This is a genomic window from Ensifer sp. Root954 (assembly GCF_001429005.1).
Classification (GTDB): domain Bacteria; phylum Pseudomonadota; class Alphaproteobacteria; order Rhizobiales; family Rhizobiaceae; genus Ensifer; species Ensifer adhaerens.
On the sequence record NZ_LMJM01000020.1, the window covers coordinates 21,533 to 38,688 of the forward strand.

Sequence of the window (17,156 nt, forward strand, 5' to 3'; positions counted from 1 at the left end):
GCGCACCTAGATCAATCCGTATTGCCGGGCCTTGTTCCTAAGGAACGGCAGGCCGTTGCCCATCACTTCCTCTTCGTCCCTGGCGACCGGCCGCCAGACCGCAAGGCCATAGGCCACTTCCGGCGGCATGTTGATGAAGCTTTCCATCGCCAGTCCACCCTTGAAACCGATCGCAGCCAGCGTCGCGAAGATCTCGTCCCAGGCGCAGTTGCCATAGCCGGGCGTGCCGCGGTCGCTTTCGGACAGGTGGATGTATTTGATGAAGTCGCGTGCATCGAGGATGCCGGTGCCGATGCCCTTTTCCTCGATGTTCATGTGGTAGGTATCAAGATGCACGAAGACGTTGTCGGCGCCCACCCGCTTGATCATGTCGACCGCTTGCCAACCGGTGTTGATCAGGTGGTTCTCGTAGCGGTTGACCGCCTCGACGCCAAGTTCGATGCCACGGGTTTTGGCGTGCTTGGCGGCGGCCTGCAGCACACGGGCGATGTTGTCGTACTCGGCTTCAGTCGGCGGCACGCCGGTGCGCTCGCCGATGCCGCCGTAGATGACGCCGGACAGCGCCTCGCCGCCGAGATCGGCCGTCTTGTCGATCGCCACCTTCAGATGCTCGATCGCGGCATCGGGTCGGACGGATGCCCAGGCGCGCTCCGGCAGGCCGAGCGAGCAGACCGCGCGCAGCTTGTTTTTCTCCAGCAGCGCCCTGGTATGGGCAGTATCAACCGCCGGCGGATTGAGCATCGGGATCTCGATGAAGTCGACGGCGTATTTCACCGCCGCCGCAACGGCGCGCTCCGCACCGGGGCGATCCCAATTCATGGTCCACATGCTCGTATGGACGCCAAAACCCTGCATGGTCATGTTTCCTTTCTGACAAATGAAATCTTGAATTTCGTCGCGACGAAGCGCAGCACCATGACGCCGGCGAGCAGCAAACCCCAGACGGCGGTCGCCAGATGCTGGTTGGCGCCGACGAGGTTGAGACCCGAAGAGAGAAGCTGCAGCACCACCAGCGCGACAAAGACAGGGATTACCCGACCGAAGCCGCCGAACGGATTGACGCCACCCAAGAAGCAGGCGAGCACCGTGATCAGCAGGTAGCTTTCACCGTGGCCGATGCGCACGGAATTGAAGCGCGCCAGCATGATGATGCCGGCAATCGCGCACATGGCGCCGGAGAGCGCATAGACGAGCACGATCACCTTGCGGGTGTTGATGCCGGAATAGCGGGTCGCCTCGAGGTTGGAGCCGATCATGTACGTGTTGAAGCCGAGCTTCGTGCGGGTCAGCAGCACGTTCCAGGCGAGCACGCAGACGATAAAGATGATGAGCGGGATCGGCACGCCGAGAAACGAGCCGTGACCGAGCGGACCGAGGAAGGCCGGAAAGCCGGATACGTCGCCGCCGCGCGTCAGGAACTCGCCGAGGCCGCGCAGGAAGATCATCATCGACAACGACACGAGGATCGGATGCGCGCGGGTAAAGGCAATCACCAGTCCCATGATCACGCCGCTCGCCGCCCCAACGAGAATGGCGAGCACCGAACCGAGCAGGAAAGCGCCGGGGCCGGCCTCCACCCCGCCATTGGCCTGCAACACCCAGGCGAGCGTCAGCCCGGCGATGTTGGCCGTGAAGGTGATCGCGAGATTGAGCCCGCCCGTCAGGATCGGCAGCAACATCGCGAGCGTCAGAAGGCCGAGCTCCGGCAGCTGGAAGGCGACCGAACCGAAGGTGGCCGCGCTGAGGAACTGCGGCGAGGCGATGCCGAACACCAACACCACGGCGAGAAACGCCAGCCCCGGCCCGGCCATTTCCGGACCGATGAGGGTCTTCACGCGTTCGACGATCGCACTCATCGTCCGGCTCCTTTCTGGCTGACGAAGGGCAGAAGTCTTTCGATGCGGGTGTTGGAGAGCGTGATCGCCCCGAGGATGATGGCGCCGATGATCATCTTGAAAGCGAAGGGCGAGACGCCCATCAGGTTGAGGCCGTTCTGGGTGATCGAGATCAGGAGCACGCCGAGCACGCAGCCGAGCACCGAGCCCTTGCCGCCGCCAAGCCGCGCGCCGCCAAGGACGACCGCCGCAAGCACGTCGAGTTCGCGACCATAGAGCGCGTTCGGCACCACCTCCTGCGCATAGTGCGCCTGGATGAGCCCACCGATGCCGGCCATCAGACCGAGCCAGCCGAAGGCGATGAACTGCATGGCGCCGATGTTGATGCCGAAGCGGCGCGCGCCTTCCGGATTGTCGCCGAACGCATAGAGCTGGCGGCCGGTCGTGGTGCGGGTGATCAGCACCCAGGTGGCGATGACGCAGAGCACCATCACCAGCACGGGAAGCGTGATCTCGATCCAGGTTCCGTCCGGCATCTCGTGTTCGAACAGGATGAGGCGGTCCGTCAGCCAATCCGGCAGGTCGTAGATCGACACGCCCTTGGTGAAAAACATCAGGAGGCCGAAGTAGATGTTGAAGGTCGAGATCGTCGCGACGATCGAGATGACGCGGAAACGGTGGATCAGGAAGGCGTTGATGGCGCCGAGCAGGATGCCGAGCGAGCCGGCAATCAAAAGGCCTGAGATCCAACCTCCCCCGCCAATCCAACCAAGAGCAATGGCCGTACCGTATTGCACGACAGAGGCGGCAACAGCGAAGGAGATATCGATGCCACCGGCGATCAGCACGGCGAGCAGCCCGACGGCGAAGATGATGTTGACCGAGCTGATGTTCAGCAGGTCAAAGGCGTTGCCGAGCGAGAAGAAGTTGGCGGTCGAGACCGACAGCACGGCGCTGATCGCGATGATGACGGCAAGCAGCGACACTTCCGTCGCGTGGGTGCGGACGAAGCTACGCATAGACCGCTCCTTCGATCTCGGCGAGCGAAGCGCTGCGCGGATCATAGCTGCCGACGATGCGGCCTTGTGCCATGTGCAGCACACGGTCGGCGTTGAAATAGACCTCCGGCACCTCATCGGAGATCAGAATGATCGCAAGGCCGGTCTCGGCAAGCCGCGCGACGATGTCGAAGATGCCAGCACGCGCACCAACGTCGACGCCGACAGTCGGGGCGTCGAGGATCAGGAGCTTCGGATCGGTCGCCAGCCACTTGGCGATCGCCACGCGCTGCTGGTTGCCGCCGGAAAGCGTGGAGATCGCATCCTGCTGCAGCCCGATCTTGACGCCGAGATCGGCGATCCAGCGCGCGACAAGGCTGCGCTTGCGATCCTCGGAAAGCAGTCCGCCTGAAAGGATCTTGTCGAGCGAACTGATGACAAGATTGTCGGCGATCGACTGCGGTTGGATGAGGCCAAGCGACAGCCGGTCCTCGGAGAGATAGGCGACGCCCGCCGCAATCGCATCGCGGTTGGACGAGAAGCGAGCCGGCTTGCCTTCAAGCGCAATGGTACCGGATGCCGGCTTCAGCATGCCGAAAAGCGTCAGCGCCAGTTCGGTGCGCCCGGCGCCGAGCAGGCCGGTAATCCCAAGTGTTTCGCCGCGCCTGACCGAGAGCGAGATATCCTCGAATTGCCCGGGGCGGGACAGGCCCTTCACATCGAGCACGACGGGCTGACCGTCGCGGAATTTCGCGCGCACCTGCTGGTCGAAGGTCTTGCCGGTCATCAGTTCGGTGATGCGCGACTGGGTCATGCCGGTGGCGGGGTAGACGCCCACCAGCGCACCATCGCGCAAGACCGTGATGCGGCTCGAAATCTCCAACACCTCGGCAAGCCGATGGCTGACGAAAACGACGGCGACGCCGGAGGCGGAGAGCCCGCGAACGATATCGAGCAGATGGTCGGTTTCCGATTGCGTCAGCGACGCGGTCGGCTCGTCCATGAAGACGAGCCTCGCTTCACCCACAAGCGCCCGGGCGATCGCCACGATCTGGCGCTGGGCAATCGCATATTCCTTGAGCGGCAGGTCGACGTCGAGCGTCACGCCAAGACGGGCGAGCGCATCGGTCGCGATCTGGCGCATTCGGCCATAATCGACCAGTTTCGGCCAGCGGCCGAGCACCGTCTGGAAGGCGATGTTTTCGGCGACGCTCATTTCGGGAAACAGCGCCAGGTCCTGCCAGATCACCTGGATGCCGCGATCCTGCGCGGTCACCGGTGACATGTGGGAATAGGTTTCGCCATCGAACTCGATCGAGGCGCCATCGGCGGGGCGGTAAACGCCGGTGATGATCTTGATCAGCGTGCTCTTGCCGCAGCCGTTTTCGCCGGCAAGGCAATGAACCTCGCCCGGTCGGACGTCGAAGCTCACATTCTTGAGCGCACGAACCCCACCAAACGTCATGTTGATATCGCGCAGGGCCAGAAGCGGCTTCTCGCCTCCTCCCGCGGTCGCAAGCTGGTGCATGGACTGCCCCTAAATCACGTTAAGTCCGAGCAAGATGCGGGCAGAAACCGCAAACACCTTTCCTCATCCGGCTCCGGTACGGTTGAGGGACTTGCCAGGCCGGCCGAAGCCGGCCCAGCAGCCGGGAGAACCCTTGAGGATCAGAGACCCATGGCCGCGAGATCCGCGACCGTGTCCTTGTTGATCGGCACGAGCTGATCGACGATGATGTTGCGGTTTTCGAAGTCCGGCTTGACCTTGCCGAGACCTTCGATCTCGTCACCGTCCTTGACCTCCTCGCCCTTCATCAGCTTGTCGGCAAGCGTGACGAAGACTTCGCCGGCCTGCTTCGGATTCCACATGAAGCCGCCGGAGATCGCGTCGGACTTCACCAGCTTCTGGCCTTGGCCGGGAGAGAAGGGACCGAGCACGAAGATCTCGCCGACCTTGCGGCGCTCTTCGACGGCGCGGCCGGCGCCGATCGGGCCCTGGCTGCCGAAGGCAAGGAAGCCTTTCAGGTTCGGATGGGCAGAGATCAGGTCGAGTGCAGTCGACCGGCTCTTGTCGACGTCTTCGGCAACACCGTAGCGATCGCCGACCAGCGTCATGTCCGGATGGTTCTTCTTGATGTAGGCGATTGCCGCATCGGCCCAGGCATTGTGCAGCGGCACGGTCAGCGAGCCGACGAAGACGGCATATTCGCCCTTGCCGCCCATCTTCTCGGCCAGCAGCTTGCCATGCGCCTCACCGAAACCGGTCGAGGATGCGAGCTCGAAGTCCCAGTCGGCACCCTTCTGGCCCGGGGATTCGTGGGTGATGACGATGATGCCCTTTTCCTTGGCCTTGGTCAGCACCGGCTCAAGCACCTTGGCGTCGTTCGGCACCACGCCGATGACCTTCACGCCTTGGGCGATGAGATCCTCGATGGCGCGCACCTGCAGCGCCGGGTCGGCGCTGGTCGGGCCGACCATGAAGGCGTCGATACCGAGCTTCTGGCCGCGTTCCTTGATGCCGGCTTCCATGGCGTTGAACCACGGAATGCCGCCGATCTTGACGACGACGCCGACCTTACCGGCATCCTGCGCAAAGGCGGCCGCCGAACTCGCAAGCGCCAGCGATGTCGCCAGGGCGGCGACGAGAATTTTCCTGATCATGTTCTCTCCTCCACTCGTTCCCATAGGGGGAACGCGCCCGGTCGTCTCAGCGCCGGCCTCCAGTTTCAAATCATCACTGGCGAAGTGTTCCTCGCCTCCCTGAAACGCCGCCTCCTCAGACGACACCATCAAATGTGCACAATCGATATTTCTTGTTTGCACAATCGATGGTGCAAGAACTATTGTGCAGACTTAATCTTTCGTCAAGGGGAAATCGGCACTAAAACCACCAGGGGGAGAAACCGATGGCCAGCAGCAGCAAGAAGAAAGCGACGATCTACGACCTGTCGGTGTTGTCAGGAAGCTCGCCTTCAACCGTAAGTGCGGTCCTGAACGGCACCTGGCAGAAGCGCCGGATCAAGGAGAGCACGGCGGAACTGATCCGCAACCTCGCCGAGACGCACCAATACACGGCCAACCGCCAGGCGCGCGGACTGCGCAGTTCGCGCTCCGGCCTGATCGGGCTGCTCCTGCCGATCCATGACAACCGCTACTTCTCGTCGATGGCGCAGACCTTCGAGGCGCATGTCCGAAGCAAGGGGCAATGCCCGATCGTCGTCAGTGCCAGCCGCGATCCGGAGGAAGAGCGCAAGACCGCCGAAACGCTGATCTCCTATTCGATCGACGAGCTGTTCATCTGCGGCGCGACCGACCCCGACGGCGTGCACGAGGTCTGCGAGGCGGCCGGCCTCAAACACATCAACATCGACCTGCCCGGCACCAAGGTGCCCTCCGTCATCAGCGACAATTACGAGGGCGGGCGAATGCTGACCGAGGCGATCATCCGCCACTTCCAGGCATCAGGTCCGCTTGCGCCGCACGATCTCTACCTTTTCGGCGGCCGCAACGACCATGCCAGCCGCGAGCGCATCCGCGGCTTCCGTGCCGTCAAAAGCGAACTGCTCGGCGCCGATCCGGACGAATGCATCCAGCCGACGGGTTATGCGCCGAACAATGCCCGCCTCGCCTTCGAGGCCTTCTACGAAAAGCACGGCAAGCTGCCGCGCGGCCTCTTCGTCAACTCGTCGATCAACTTCGAGGGGCTGCTGCGTTTCATGGCAGGGCATCCACACGAAAACTTCGCCGACCTCGTGGTCGGCTGCTACGATTACGATCCCTTCGCGTCCTTCCTGCCCTTCCCCGTCATCATGATCCGCCAGGACGTCGAGGGCATGATCACCAAGGCCTTCGACGTCATCGAGGAAGCCCGGCCGCAGCCGCGCATTCACCTGATCCAGCCCGAACTGGTGCAGCCGCGCACGGCACTGACCGGCCCGCTCGACGCCTTGAAAGACATCGAATAGCCCCGGCGACCAACGTTTCCGCGGAAACTGCGGTTTCATACAGAAAAATCATCTGTACATTCTATTAGAAGCAGCGTATTCATTGGAAATGGATGACGTTGACAGAAAAATCGTCGAAATTCTCGCTGACGATGCGAGGCGATCACTGACCGATATCGGTGCTGCGGTGGAGTTGTCGCCGTCGGCCGTCAACGAACGCATTCGCCGGCTCGTCGCCAATGGCGTGATCCGAAATTTCACCGTCGAGGTCGATCATCGCGCGCTCGGCCTCGACGTACTCGCCTTCGTCTGGGTCGGCCTTGCGCCGGACGCGGACGAGGAAGCGTTCCGCAGCTTCATGGCCGGTCACCCTGCCGTAGCGGAATGCCACCATGTCACCGGCGCCTGGTCCTATTGCGTCAAGGTCCGGATGCCATCGCTCGGCGACCTCGAGCCGTTCCTTGCCGAAATGAAGCAACGGCGGTTCCTGGCGCGAAGCGAAACGGTGATCGCGCTGTCGACCGTGCGGGAAAGCCTGGTAACGACCGTGCTGCGCGCCTGACCGGACGCGCAAACTGCTGCAACATTTTTTGTTTGCCGGGCATGCACCGTCCTCGAAGCGAACGGCGCAACCATGCCCCGGCCGGAGCCCTATGCCATGTCCACATTGTTGTTTGGAAAAAGCCTCCTCGTCGGCCTCGCGGTCGCAGCCCCTCTAGGCCCGATCGGGGCGCTCTGCATCAACCGCACGCTGGAGCGCGGCTTCTGGGCGGGCGTGGCCGGCGGCCTCGGAACAGCCGCCGCCGATGCCACCTATGCGGCACTGGCTGCGATCGGCTTCGCGGCCTTCGCAGCAGTCCTTGCCATCATCGCCACGCCGCTTAGCTTGGCCGGCGGACTGTTCATGATCTGGCTCGGCTGGAGCGGATTACGGCCAAGGGCGGTGACGGCAGCCGCCGATGTCGGCGGACGCGATCTCATTCGCACAACCATCGCCACCTTTTTCCTGACGATGACGAGCCCGGCGACGATCCTCTCCTTTGCCGCGATCTTCGCCGGCCTCGGCCTTGCCGAAGCGGGCGACGCGCTCAGCGCTGCCGTCGTGGTCATGGGCGTCTTCCTGGGATCGCTCGGCTGGTGGTTTTTCCTAAGCGGCGGTGTTGCGATCGCCCGGACGCGACTGCCCGACAGCTTCGTCGTCTGGGTATCGCGCATTTCGGGGCTGGTTCTGATCGCGTTCGGCATCATTGCCATCGGAGCCGCCGTGAAGGGGCTGCTCTAGCCCCTGTCGACGCAGCCTCTACCGGCTGCGTCAATCACTTTCGACCCCTGCTCGTCAGGTCGTGGGCTTCACCGCCTCCACGTGCCACCACTTGGGTCGGGCAGTGCGATAGCTGTGGCTCTTCGGGATCAGATCGATGGCACTCGTCTTGTCGAAGACGCCGAGCAGAAGGGCAACCACCGGCGCATCGTCGATCGCACCGAGACTGCTGCCGCAGGCCGGGCAGAAGGCGCGGCTGGAATAGTCCGAGGAGCGATAGACCGATGGCGCGCCGCCCGGTCCGGTCCAGGTTACGGCTTCGCTCGGGAATTCGACCCACGCCAGGGTCAAGGCGCCCGAATGGCGCTGGCACATCTTGCACGAACACGTATGCGGCTTTCCGGCCGTCCCCTGCGCCTCAAACCGGATTGCTCCGCAGAGGCATCCGCCCGTGTGCGGCTTAAGCCTCTTGGCAACGGCCCGCGTCATACTTACCTCCAGTTGTGGTTTCGAATCGGCGCCAGTATAAAGAACCGCGACAAAATTGGAGGCATCCATGCGTGCAATTCGGGTGATATCTGCCCTTGTGGTTGTCGACGGCATCGCAGGCGAGGCGATGGCTGAGGATGGTGTGCGCCCGTCTGCAGCCGGGCCAACGCCGAAGGGCCGGATCGTCTCCGGCGCCTTCGAGATGGACTTCACGAAGATCCCGTAATCGCGGCAGCTTACATGCCGGTACCGGCTCAGTAGAACCACGCGCCGATGTCGCGAAACGCGCGTTTGCTCTGATCGCGCCTGTTGCCGTCCCGCGCCGCCGGGTCGTCGCCGATCGGCAGACTGAAGCCGAAAGGCTCGGCCGGCACGCCGCCGCGATCGCACCAATAGGCATCGAGGTCGGCCCTCATCATGCGGCGCCGCTTCAAGCGGCGGCGGTTGATGACGTGCTTGTCGTTCGAGACCGCAAAGACGTGGCCCGCGTGGCCTTCCGTCACCAGGCCATTGAGGACGAGCAGCGCCGCATCCTTCGGCCGGAGCCCGCCGAGATCGCGAGTTGCCGTGATCAGGGATCGCTTGGCCTCTTCGCCCTTCGGCCCCTGCATCCCGCCGATGGCGAGACTATAGGTGTCGCCTGCGCAACGCACGAAGATGAAGCCGACAGTGCAGAGCGCATAGCCATCGCTCTGCCGGCGCAGCCGGATCGCGAATGCCCCCTCATGGCGGGCCCCGCCATGGTCGGCCAGTTGCAGCTGGATGCGATAGTTCTCGCTGCGGCCGGAAACCGTGCCCATTTCCAGCGTGCTGCCGCGCCAAAGGGCCATCAGTGAACGGCGCGACAGGACCTCGCTTGCGACATCGAAGTGATTGAGCAGCAGGTCGAGCCTTGCTGTCGACGACGCGCCGTGCAGGAAGAATGTCGGGATCGACTTGCGCACGAGATCATCGTGCGGCAGACCCAGCCGGTAGCGTTCGGCGAATTCGCCTAGAAAGCCGATCCAGCGCGATGTCAGGAACGGATGGCGCGCAAACCGCATGGAAAATACGACGGCGCGCTTCAAGCTCACCCTCAGGCCGAGTTTGAGCACATGGCTGGTGATCGACGTCTCTCCCGAGCCTTCACCGACGACGGGCGCAGAAACCGGCCGGCCCGAAGGCGTCAGCTGTTCGCCGACGAATGCCTTGCCATCGACCGGCAACCGCAGATCCGCGCTGTATTCCTGACTGAATTCCAGGGACATGGTGCTATCCTTGAGAGCAAACGCTGTTGGCCGAAGGACTCGGCCGAGCTCAGGTTTGCCCGGGCACTGTCAAGGATTTGCGGAGAACCGGTGGGCAATTGCACGCCGATTCTAAGCGGGCGCGAGGGCGGCGAAGCCGCCGATGTTCCGATCGGGAAAAGCGGAAAATTGCTTGGCGCAACGGCTGTTGCGCCAATCGCTCACAGGGCGATTTCCCGCGGCAGGACGAGCGTGATCACGGCGCCGCCGCCGGCACGCGCGGAAAATTCCAGCCGTCCGCCATGCGCCTTGGCGATCGCCTGGACGACGGAAAGCCCAAGGCCCGTGCCGCCCGTCGCGCGCGACCGCGAGGCGTCGCCGCGCCAGAACAGGTCGATCGAATGGATCGAAACGTCGTCCGGAAGACCGGGACCACGGTCCAGCATCCGGATAAAAGCCTCGTCGGCACCCCGCCGCCCGGTCTCGCAGCGCAGGACACGGCCGTCTGCGGCGTAGCGTGTAGCGTTTTCGATCAGCGCCAGCAGCGCCTGGCGCAGACGCTGCGAATCGCCGGAGACCCGCACCGGCTCAAGCGCGACCTCCACCGACATGCCAACAGAGCCAAGCAGGGTGTTTGACGTACCAAGCACCTGGGTCGCCTCCACGGCGAGGTCCACCGTCTGACGCTGGGTGACCAGCTTCTGGCCGGCGGCGAGCGAAAGCGTACGCAGATCTTCAACCAGGGCGGAAAGCCCCTCCACCTGCAGCAGCAACTGCCGCACCCTTTCCGGCTCGAGAGGAAAAACACCGTCGGCCATTCCCTGAAGGTTGCCCTGCAGGATCGTCAGCGGCGTACGCAGTTCGTGCGCCACCGCCATCGTATTGAAGCGCAGCCGGTTCTCCATGTTTTCCAGTTCGGCTGCCAACTCATCGAAGGTCTTCACGAGCGTCGCCACCTCCTTGGCACCCTTGCGAAACGATCCGACGCGCACCGCGAAGTCACCCGTCCTGAGGTCCTGCGTCGCCTGCGCCAGCACTTCCAGTGGCCGGCTGATCTTGCGCGCCAGCCAGTAGCCCACCAGCCCGCAGAAAGTGACTGCCGTCGCTCCGAAACCGAGGATGATCTTGTCCACCTCCCAGTTCGCCCAGTCTTCGAGTTCCGGCATCGTCGAAAGTAGCTTTTGCAGCGACTCCTGGCGCGGCAACTTGCCGGCATTGATGTCCTTGTAAGCCTGGGCCGCCTCCGCAGGCATCCGCTCCAGCAGTCTCGCCTCCAGCCGCGGCTCCATAAATTCGACGCCGGCATAGATGATGAACACGCTGATGATGAGCAGCGCGATCGTCACGAGCGCGGTGAGAATGCCGAGCGGCAGGCGCGAGAGACCGATCTTCATCTGGGCTCCACGAAACGGTAGCCGACGCCGCGCACGGCACTGAAGAAGCCGCAGGCACCGAGATCTTCCAGCTTGCGCCTGAGATTGGCGATATGGGTATCGACCGTGCGGGCGAGCGCATCGCTGTCCGGCAGGCAGGCGTCGAGGATATCGGCGCGATCGAAGGCATGCGTCGGGCGGCGGATCATGTGGGCAAGGATGCGGAATTCGCTGAGCGTCAGCGGCACCGACTGGCGATTGCCGGCCTTTTCGACGAAGGCGACATGGGCATCGAGATCGACCTCGACACTCTCGAAGCGAAGCACGGTGGCGCCGGCGCCGTTGCGGGTACGGCGCAGCACCGCGTTGACGCGCGCCACCACCTCCTGCGGGTTGAACGGCTTGATCACGTAGTCATCCGCGCCGAGCCTCAGCCCGGTCAGCCGGTCGAGATCTTCTGCCAGTGCCGTGACCATGATAACCGGCGTATTGCCCTCGCGGCGAAGGCGGGCGAGAACCTCGAACCCATCGAGCTTCGGCATGCGAACGTCCAGCAGCACCAGGTCCGGCGACAGCACCGCATGGTGGGTCAGCGCCGTCTCGCCGTCGGCGGCACGCACCGTCCGGAAACCGTCGCGCACGAGATAGGCATCTAGGATCTGCGCAATCTCCGGCTCGTCCTCCGCCAGAAGGATGAGACCCTTATCGACCATGAACTAACTCCCTGGGTCTGATGTTGTGATCAGCAGCTTATGTGACGAATAGGCCCGCGTTGCAATTCGTCCGCGCGGCCCGATGGTCGCTTGATCGGCCCTCCGGATAGAGCTCCGTACAAATCTTCGCCGTTTCTTGACAATTGGCGACGGACGCGCCGCACAACCGACAAACCGGGCCTCTCCCCGCGGCCGAAATGCGGGGCAGAGTGCCGGAGACCTCCGTCCCGCATGTCGGTCGCGCTCGACCAGAAGCTGTATCGGCCAACCATTCGGTCTTGCGCATCAAGCGCTCCCAGTTCCTCGACGCAGCCTTGACAGAGCGGCGCAAGTGTCCGGCCCACACACAGACAACTTGCGAGCGACCGCATGCCCAGCCTTTATTCATCCACGGCGACCTCTTCAGACAGCGGCCGATGGTCGCGCGCCAATCCTCGTCTCTGGCCGGGGCAGGCGCGCGCGCGCCTGGAACACCGGCCAATCGCGGCCGCCGGCGCACTGACCATTTGCGCGGCCTTCGTCTTCATGGCCTTTCCCGGCATCGATCTTGCCGTCTCGCGCTGGGCCGCCTTCGCCACCGGCGACTTTCCGCTCTCGCGGGAACCGGAGCTGCGGGCCCTTCGCGACTTCAACCGTATCTTGCCGGTTTTCATTCTGCCTTGCGTTCTGGCGCTTCTGGTTGCGCAGGCCATCGCACCCCGCCCATGGCTGCCCCGCCCGCACAAGGCACTGTTCTTCCTGACCTTCTTTGCGCTCGGACCTGGGCTCCTTATTCAGGCGCTGAAGCGGCTGATCGGACGGGCGCGCCCCCATGAGATCACCGATTTCGGCGGCAGCCTGCCGTTTACGCCGGCCTGGCAAGTGTCCGGCGCCTGCTCGCGCAGTTGCTCTTTTGCGTCGGGCGAATCCGCCACCGCGATCGCGCTCGTGGCGCTCGCACTGCTGTTACCGGTTCAATGGCGACGGGCGACAATCATCGCCCTCGTCCCCCTTGTCCTCGCCTTCTCGCTGAACCGGATCGTGTTCGGCGCGCATTATCTGTCCGATGTCGTTCTGGCGTGGTGCCTGATGCTGTGGCTGATGGCGTGGCTGTGGGCCGTATTTGCCGACAACGGCGAACGGATCGATGCCGCCGTTATGCGCCTTTCGCGCCGAAGCGCGCCATAGAGCGCCCGAGAAACCGGTATCGCTTCAGCGCGGAAAGACAAGTTCCACCGTCGTTCCGCGCCCAGGCTGCGAGAGAATGCGGGCATCGCCGCCGCTTTGCCGAACGAAGCCGTAGACGACGGCGAGGCCAAGTCCGGCACCGCCCTCCTGGTCACGGGTGGTGAAGTAGGGCTCGAACGCCTTGTCCACCGCCCCCGGCGACATGCCGATCCCCGCATCGGTCACCGAGACGACGACATCACTCTCGACGCAGCCGGCGCGGACGAGGATCGTGCCGCCGAGCGGCATCGCCGCGGCGGCATTGAGGCAAAGGTTGAGGATCGCCTGCTCGAAGAGCGCTGCATCGAGATTCACGTTGGGCAAGCCGTCCGCAATCTCGAAGGCGAGCCGGCATTTTTCGCCGACGGCGATTTCAAGCACGTCGGCCATGCCGCGCAGCACCGCGCCGATTTCGAGCGCGCCCGGCTGGAGTGGATGCTGGCTGCCGACAGACAACATGCTCGAGGCCAGCGAACGCCCTCGGTCGGCCGCCTTGCGAATGCGGGCGATATGGCGTTTCTGCCGGTCGCTGAAGCCTGTCTCGCGCTCCAGCAGCCCCAGGCTGCCGGTGATGATACCGATCATGTTGCCGACCTCATGGCTCACCTGGTGGGTCATCCTCATGATCCCGTCCAGCCGCTGCGCCTTCGCCGCCTCGGCCTCCTGCCGGTCGATCTCCGTCACGTCCCGCGCCAGCAGCACGATGCCCCGGTCCGGCTGCCGCGACAGGGAGACTTCGGTCACCCGGCCCATGTCGGAGCGATGGCGCAGCACCAACCGGTCGTCGAGCGATCCCGCGTCGCGATCGGCGGGCAAGAGGGTTGGATCGATCTCCGGCATTGGGCTCACGAACCGGCGCAGCGGCAGCTTCCGCGCCGAGCCTGGCCAGCCGACGAGCTCCATGACGCGACGATTCATCGTGATCGGTTTGCCGCCGGGATCGAAAAGCGCGATCCCTTCGTTCATGTTGCGGAAGGTCGAGCGAATGGTGCGCGCCGCCGCCTCGGCCGTCCGACGAAGCCGCGACACGCGCTCGACGCTTTCGCGGAAGGCGCTGAAGGCTTCAAGCAGCCGCAGGAACTCGGTCTCAGTCCCCTTGTAGCTCGGTGTATCGACGTCACGCCGCCCCTGGGCAAGCGCGTTCATGCCCTTGGAGAGCGACACGATCCCGCGCGACACCCGCATGACGGAGCGGATCGAGAAGATCGCCATGACGAGCACCAGCAGGGCGGAGACCGCGACGATGACGAGCAGTCGGCTCAGCGCATCAGAGGTCGAGGCGAGATCCTCGTTGAGCCCCCGGGCAACGGCCTCGCTTTGTGTTTCCGTGGCGTGCGAAAGATCGCGCGAGACCGTGTGCAGCCGCGCCACCGCGGCGCGGATGGCGAACATTTCCAGAAGATAGTGGGTCTGCGCCTCGAACACCCGTTCATAGGGCGTCAGCTCGGCTGCCGAAATCCGGCTATCCGGCCCGGCGGGCGCCAGCCGGGGCGTCGTTACGGCAACGTAGCGGCGGCGCAGTTCGCCAAGCTGGAACAGGCTGTCGGAATTGGATGCCGATTGCACGATCGCGTTGAGGCTCTGGCGAACCTCTGCGTCGGCTATGCCGTTGCCGGTGGCGATCTCTCCGAGCGCTGCTGCCGCATCGGCCTTGTACTGTTGGGCCGAATCCGCGTCGGCGGCGAGTGTCACAGTCTGTGTGCGGATCGCATCCAGCAACTCGACGATGTGCGCGCTGGCAAAGCCCTCGACCGCTGTCTTGCCGGTCTCCGGCGCCATGGTCTGAAGCAGGACGTCGACCTGCGCGACGACCGAGCGGCTTTCGCTCGACACCCGATAGGGCGAGGTTGCGTTCATCAGGAACGGCGCGCTGGACACGAGATCGGAAACCTGGCGCGAAACCAGTGAGGCCTTGGCAAGGCTCGAAAAGGCCTGCAGCCCGTAGGCCGCCATCTCGTCACGCGCCCGTTGCAGGCCGAACACGGCGACCGTTGCCAGGCTGAAAACGAGCACGCAGATGAAGACGATCGCAAACGGCAGGCGGAAGGCGATCGACGAAAGGAACGGGCGGCTGATCACGGCCGGGCCTCGTCGTCGTCGGTATCCAGCACATAACCCTTGCCGCGCCGCGTCTTGATGTGGCGCGGAAGGTCCGGATTGCGCTCGATCTTGCGCCGGAGCCGAAGCACGAGCACATCGACGTTGCGGTCGATATAGCGATCGCTTTCGGCGCCCAGCCGATCGAGGATATGGGCGCGGGTGACTGGCGTGTTCGGCGTTTCCGCGAGAATTTCCAGCAGAGCGAACTCGGCGCTGGTGAGCGAGCGGGTCGCATCGGAAAGGCAGACCGCGCGCCGGCTCTTGAGGTCGATCGACCAGTCGCCGAGTTTCAGCGCCGCGGGCTCGTGCTCGCGCTCGGTCTCCCGCTCCGGCTTCAGCGACGGGTAAGTCCGTCGAAGCACGGCCTTGATCCGGGCCGTCAGTTCGATCGGCTCGAACGGCTTGACGACATAATCGTCGGCGGCCGTCTCCAGTCCCAGCACCCGATCCGCGGCGCTGCCTGCCGCCGTTACCATGACGATGCCGATATTGGTGCGCGCCCGCAGCCGCTGGGCAAAGGTCCGGCCCGAGGCTCCAGGCAGGTTGTGGTCGACGAGCACCAGGTGCACCGTTTCCCGCTCGAGGACGACAGCGGCGGCCTCCGCCGATGGCGCCGTCAGCGGCATCCAGCCTTCGGCCTCCACCAGATCGGAAACAAGCTCCGCCATGTCCGGATCGTCTTCGACGATCAGAATCCGTATTCTCTCACTCAGCATGCACGTCCTCCCGCCGCCATCATAGGCGGGGCTGCCCCAATGATCAAAGCGGCTCGCGTTATCCGCATTGTCACATTTGTAATCTTTGTAATCTTGAAACGGCAAAGCCGCATCCGTGTTGTAAGAACGGTAACCATTCTGCGGGTTGCGACCCGCAGGGAATACCGACATCCTGATTGCGGAGATTGGGGCGGCAACGCTCCAAATGGGAGGACATCGTGAAAGGCATTACCGCTATCGGCGCGGGCGTGGCCCTATGGCTGTGCGCCGCCACGTCAGGCATGACGGCACCGGCGCTCACCGTGCTTTGCGGTGTCGACGAAGCGTGGTGCGCGACGATGAAGGCCGCTTTCGAGGCGAAGTCGGGCATCGAGGTCGCTATGACCCGAAAGAGCAACGGCGACATCCTCACCCAGATCCGGGCCGAAAAGGACACCCCTACCGTCGATGTGTGGTGGGGCGGGACAGGCGACACCCATCTGCAGGCGGGATCGGAGAACTTGCTCGAACCCTATCGGCCGGCGCATGAGCGCGACATGCTGCCCTGGGCGCAGAATTTCTTCGCCATCTCCGGCGGACGTTCGGCGGGCATTTATGCCGGAGCGCTTGGCTTTGCCTACAATGCCGACCTGCTGCATACGCTGAAATTGCCGGCCCCGACCTGCTGGAAGGATCTCGCCGACAACGCCTATCGCGGCCGTATCCGCAGCGGCAATCCGAACTCGTCGGGCACCGCCTTCACCACGCTTGCAACGCTGGTGCAGCTCTTCGGCGAGGATGAGGCCTTCCGGTTCATGGGCGCACTCAACCGCAACATAGACCAGTACACCACGGCCGGCTCGGCACCGGTCAAGGCGGCAGCACGCGGGGAAACCCTGATCGGCATCTCCTTCATGCATGACGCGGTCACGCAGAAGCAGGCGGGCTTCCCACTCGTCATCGTCGCGCCGTGCGAAGGGACCGGCTACGAAATCGGCGCCGTCAGCATCGTCAAGGGCGCGCGCCATCTCGAAAACGCGAAAAGCTTCGTCGATTTCGCGCTCACCCCGGAAGGCCAGGGTACGGGTGCAGCTGCCGGCCAGAACCAGGTCCCATCCAACGCCCGCGCGGAGTTGCCGCCTGGCGCACCGGACATATCGCTGATCAAGATGGTCGATTTCGACTTCGCCACCTTCGGCTCGCTGGAGGAACGAAGTCGATTGCTCAAACGGTTCGACGCGGAGATCGCCGCGACGAACTGAGCGCTTCGCAGAAGCGTAGCAAAATCCACAGCACCGAAATCGTGAACGTGCCGC

General features: G+C 63.9%; 17 protein-coding genes. 6 read left to right on the forward strand and 11 right to left on the reverse strand.

The features are described 5' to 3' along the window. Positions 1-6: 6 nt before the first annotated feature. The 5 genes from ASE71_RS10800 to ASE71_RS10820 form a co-directional block, all read right to left on the reverse strand. Positions 7-855, reverse strand: a complete 849-nt coding sequence (locus ASE71_RS10800; protein WP_060519900.1) for a sugar phosphate isomerase/epimerase family protein — start codon at positions 853-855, stop codon at positions 7-9. Positions 856-857: 2 nt separating this feature from the next. Next, entirely contained in the window at positions 858-1,856 is a 999-nt protein-coding gene (locus ASE71_RS10805; RefSeq protein ID WP_060519902.1) for an ABC transporter permease, read from the reverse strand. Next, on the reverse strand, positions 1,853-2,854 hold the full coding sequence (locus ASE71_RS10810; RefSeq protein ID WP_060519904.1) for an ABC transporter permease: 1,002 nt from the start codon (positions 2,852-2,854) through the stop codon (positions 1,853-1,855). Before ASE71_RS10810 ends, ASE71_RS10805 begins: the two co-directional genes overlap by 4 nt. Beyond that, the gene (locus tag ASE71_RS10815; RefSeq protein ID WP_060519907.1) at positions 2,847-4,361 is read right to left on the reverse strand and encodes a sugar ABC transporter ATP-binding protein; all 1,515 of its coding nucleotides are present in this window, start codon (positions 4,359-4,361) and stop codon (positions 2,847-2,849) included. The genes ASE71_RS10810 and ASE71_RS10815 overlap by 8 nt, the downstream gene beginning before the upstream one ends. Before the next feature lie 140 nt (positions 4,362-4,501). Continuing rightward, on the reverse strand, positions 4,502-5,494 hold the full coding sequence (locus tag ASE71_RS10820; RefSeq protein WP_089043683.1) for an autoinducer 2 ABC transporter substrate-binding protein: 993 nt from the start codon (positions 5,492-5,494) through the stop codon (positions 4,502-4,504). Between the two features lie 245 nt (positions 5,495-5,739). Between ASE71_RS10820 and ASE71_RS10825 the strand changes: the two genes are divergently transcribed. The 3 genes from ASE71_RS10825 to ASE71_RS10835 all read left to right on the forward strand — a co-directional run bounded on the left by ASE71_RS10825 (position 5,740) and on the right by ASE71_RS10835 (position 8,059). Beyond that, a complete protein-coding gene (locus ASE71_RS10825) occupies positions 5,740-6,798 on the forward strand; it encodes a LacI family DNA-binding transcriptional regulator (protein WP_034789995.1) in 1,059 nt (352 codons plus the stop codon). An 88-nt stretch (positions 6,799-6,886) separates the two neighbouring features. After that, on the forward strand, positions 6,887-7,339 hold the full coding sequence (locus ASE71_RS10830; RefSeq protein WP_034790005.1) for an Lrp/AsnC family transcriptional regulator: 453 nt from the start codon (positions 6,887-6,889) through the stop codon (positions 7,337-7,339). Between the two features lie 96 nt (positions 7,340-7,435). Continuing rightward, positions 7,436-8,059: a LysE family translocator gene (locus ASE71_RS10835; protein ID WP_034790024.1), complete on the forward strand. Its 624-nt coding sequence runs from the start codon at positions 7,436-7,438 to the stop codon at positions 8,057-8,059. Between the two features lie 54 nt (positions 8,060-8,113). Here ASE71_RS10835 and ASE71_RS10840 read toward each other — a convergent pair whose 3' ends face one another. Then, positions 8,114-8,641, reverse strand: coding sequence for a GFA family protein (locus ASE71_RS10840; RefSeq protein ID WP_413814634.1), 528 nt, complete (start codon positions 8,639-8,641; stop codon positions 8,114-8,116). On the opposite strand from ASE71_RS10840, the gene ASE71_RS35730 reads away from it, so the two are divergent. Continuing rightward, positions 8,595-8,753, forward strand: a complete 159-nt coding sequence (locus tag ASE71_RS35730; protein ID WP_156400770.1) for a hypothetical protein — start codon at positions 8,595-8,597, stop codon at positions 8,751-8,753. The two genes, ASE71_RS10840 and ASE71_RS35730, sit on opposite strands and share 47 nt — an antisense overlap. Before the next feature lie 28 nt (positions 8,754-8,781). Here the strand turns inward: ASE71_RS35730 and ASE71_RS10845 are convergent, their stop codons facing one another. From ASE71_RS10845 to ASE71_RS10855, 3 genes are all read right to left on the reverse strand, one after another. Further along, on the reverse strand, positions 8,782-9,774 hold the full coding sequence (locus tag ASE71_RS10845; protein WP_051659181.1) for a DUF535 family protein: 993 nt from the start codon (positions 9,772-9,774) through the stop codon (positions 8,782-8,784). Between the two features lie 200 nt (positions 9,775-9,974). Then, complete coding sequence (locus ASE71_RS10850; RefSeq protein WP_060519909.1) at positions 9,975-11,147, reverse strand: ATP-binding protein; 1,173 nt, start codon at positions 11,145-11,147, stop codon at positions 9,975-9,977. Continuing rightward, on the reverse strand, positions 11,144-11,839 hold the full coding sequence (locus ASE71_RS10855; protein ID WP_034790028.1) for a response regulator: 696 nt from the start codon (positions 11,837-11,839) through the stop codon (positions 11,144-11,146). Before ASE71_RS10855 ends, ASE71_RS10850 begins: the two co-directional genes overlap by 4 nt. 369 nt (positions 11,840-12,208) lie before the next feature. Here ASE71_RS10855 and ASE71_RS10860 point away from each other — a divergent pair, with 369 nt between their 5' ends. Then, positions 12,209-13,006 (forward strand): phosphatase PAP2 family protein, encoded by a 798-nt coding sequence (locus ASE71_RS10860; RefSeq protein ID WP_051659182.1) that lies wholly within the window; start codon positions 12,209-12,211, stop codon positions 13,004-13,006. Positions 13,007-13,030: 24 nt separating this feature from the next. Here ASE71_RS10860 and ASE71_RS10865 read toward each other — a convergent pair whose 3' ends face one another. Both ASE71_RS10865 and ASE71_RS10870 read right to left on the reverse strand, forming a co-directional pair. After that, complete coding sequence (locus tag ASE71_RS10865; protein WP_060519911.1) at positions 13,031-15,124, reverse strand: two-component system sensor histidine kinase NtrB; 2,094 nt, start codon at positions 15,122-15,124, stop codon at positions 13,031-13,033. Next, the gene (locus ASE71_RS10870; protein WP_034790032.1) at positions 15,121-15,861 is read right to left on the reverse strand and encodes a response regulator; all 741 of its coding nucleotides are present in this window, start codon (positions 15,859-15,861) and stop codon (positions 15,121-15,123) included. The genes ASE71_RS10865 and ASE71_RS10870 overlap by 4 nt, the downstream gene beginning before the upstream one ends. 218 nt (positions 15,862-16,079) lie before the next feature. Between ASE71_RS10870 and ASE71_RS10875 the strand changes: the two genes are divergently transcribed. Beyond that, entirely contained in the window at positions 16,080-17,102 is a 1,023-nt protein-coding gene (locus ASE71_RS10875; RefSeq protein ID WP_244496962.1) for an ABC transporter substrate-binding protein, read from the forward strand. Positions 17,103-17,156: the final 54 nt, after the last annotated feature.

What these genes read in the sequence shown, in the direction of transcription:
- ASE71_RS10815 (WP_060519907.1), bottom strand. Translation starts at nt 4,361, where the DNA reads ATGCACCAGCTTGCGACCGCGGGAGGAGGCGAGAAGCCGCTTCTGGCC.
- ASE71_RS10805 (WP_060519902.1), bottom strand. Translation starts at nt 1,856, where the DNA reads ATGAGTGCGATCGTCGAACGCGTGAAGACCCTCATCGGTCCGGAAATG.
- ASE71_RS10820 (WP_089043683.1), bottom strand. Translation starts at nt 5,494, where the DNA reads ATGATCAGGAAAATTCTCGTCGCCGCCCTGGCGACATCGCTGGCGCTT.
- ASE71_RS10860 (WP_051659182.1), top strand. Translation starts at nt 12,209, where the DNA reads ATGCCCAGCCTTTATTCATCCACGGCGACCTCTTCAGACAGCGGCCGA.
- ASE71_RS10840 (WP_413814634.1), bottom strand. Translation starts at nt 8,641, where the DNA reads ATGCCGTCGACAACCACAAGGGCAGATATCACCCGAATTGCACGCATG.
- ASE71_RS10830 (WP_034790005.1), top strand. Translation starts at nt 6,887, where the DNA reads ATGGATGACGTTGACAGAAAAATCGTCGAAATTCTCGCTGACGATGCG.
- ASE71_RS10800 (WP_060519900.1), bottom strand. Translation starts at nt 855, where the DNA reads ATGCAGGGTTTTGGCGTCCATACGAGCATGTGGACCATGAATTGGGAT.
- ASE71_RS10850 (WP_060519909.1), bottom strand. Translation starts at nt 11,147, where the DNA reads ATGAAGATCGGTCTCTCGCGCCTGCCGCTCGGCATTCTCACCGCGCTC.
- ASE71_RS35730 (WP_156400770.1), top strand. Translation starts at nt 8,595, where the DNA reads ATGCGTGCAATTCGGGTGATATCTGCCCTTGTGGTTGTCGACGGCATC.
- ASE71_RS10810 (WP_060519904.1), bottom strand. Translation starts at nt 2,854, where the DNA reads ATGCGTAGCTTCGTCCGCACCCACGCGACGGAAGTGTCGCTGCTTGCC.
- ASE71_RS10835 (WP_034790024.1), top strand. Translation starts at nt 7,436, where the DNA reads ATGTCCACATTGTTGTTTGGAAAAAGCCTCCTCGTCGGCCTCGCGGTC.
- ASE71_RS10825 (WP_034789995.1), top strand. Translation starts at nt 5,740, where the DNA reads ATGGCCAGCAGCAGCAAGAAGAAAGCGACGATCTACGACCTGTCGGTG.
- ASE71_RS10845 (WP_051659181.1), bottom strand. Translation starts at nt 9,774, where the DNA reads ATGTCCCTGGAATTCAGTCAGGAATACAGCGCGGATCTGCGGTTGCCG.
- ASE71_RS10870 (WP_034790032.1), bottom strand. Translation starts at nt 15,861, where the DNA reads ATGCTGAGTGAGAGAATACGGATTCTGATCGTCGAAGACGATCCGGAC.
- ASE71_RS10855 (WP_034790028.1), bottom strand. Translation starts at nt 11,839, where the DNA reads ATGGTCGATAAGGGTCTCATCCTTCTGGCGGAGGACGAGCCGGAGATT.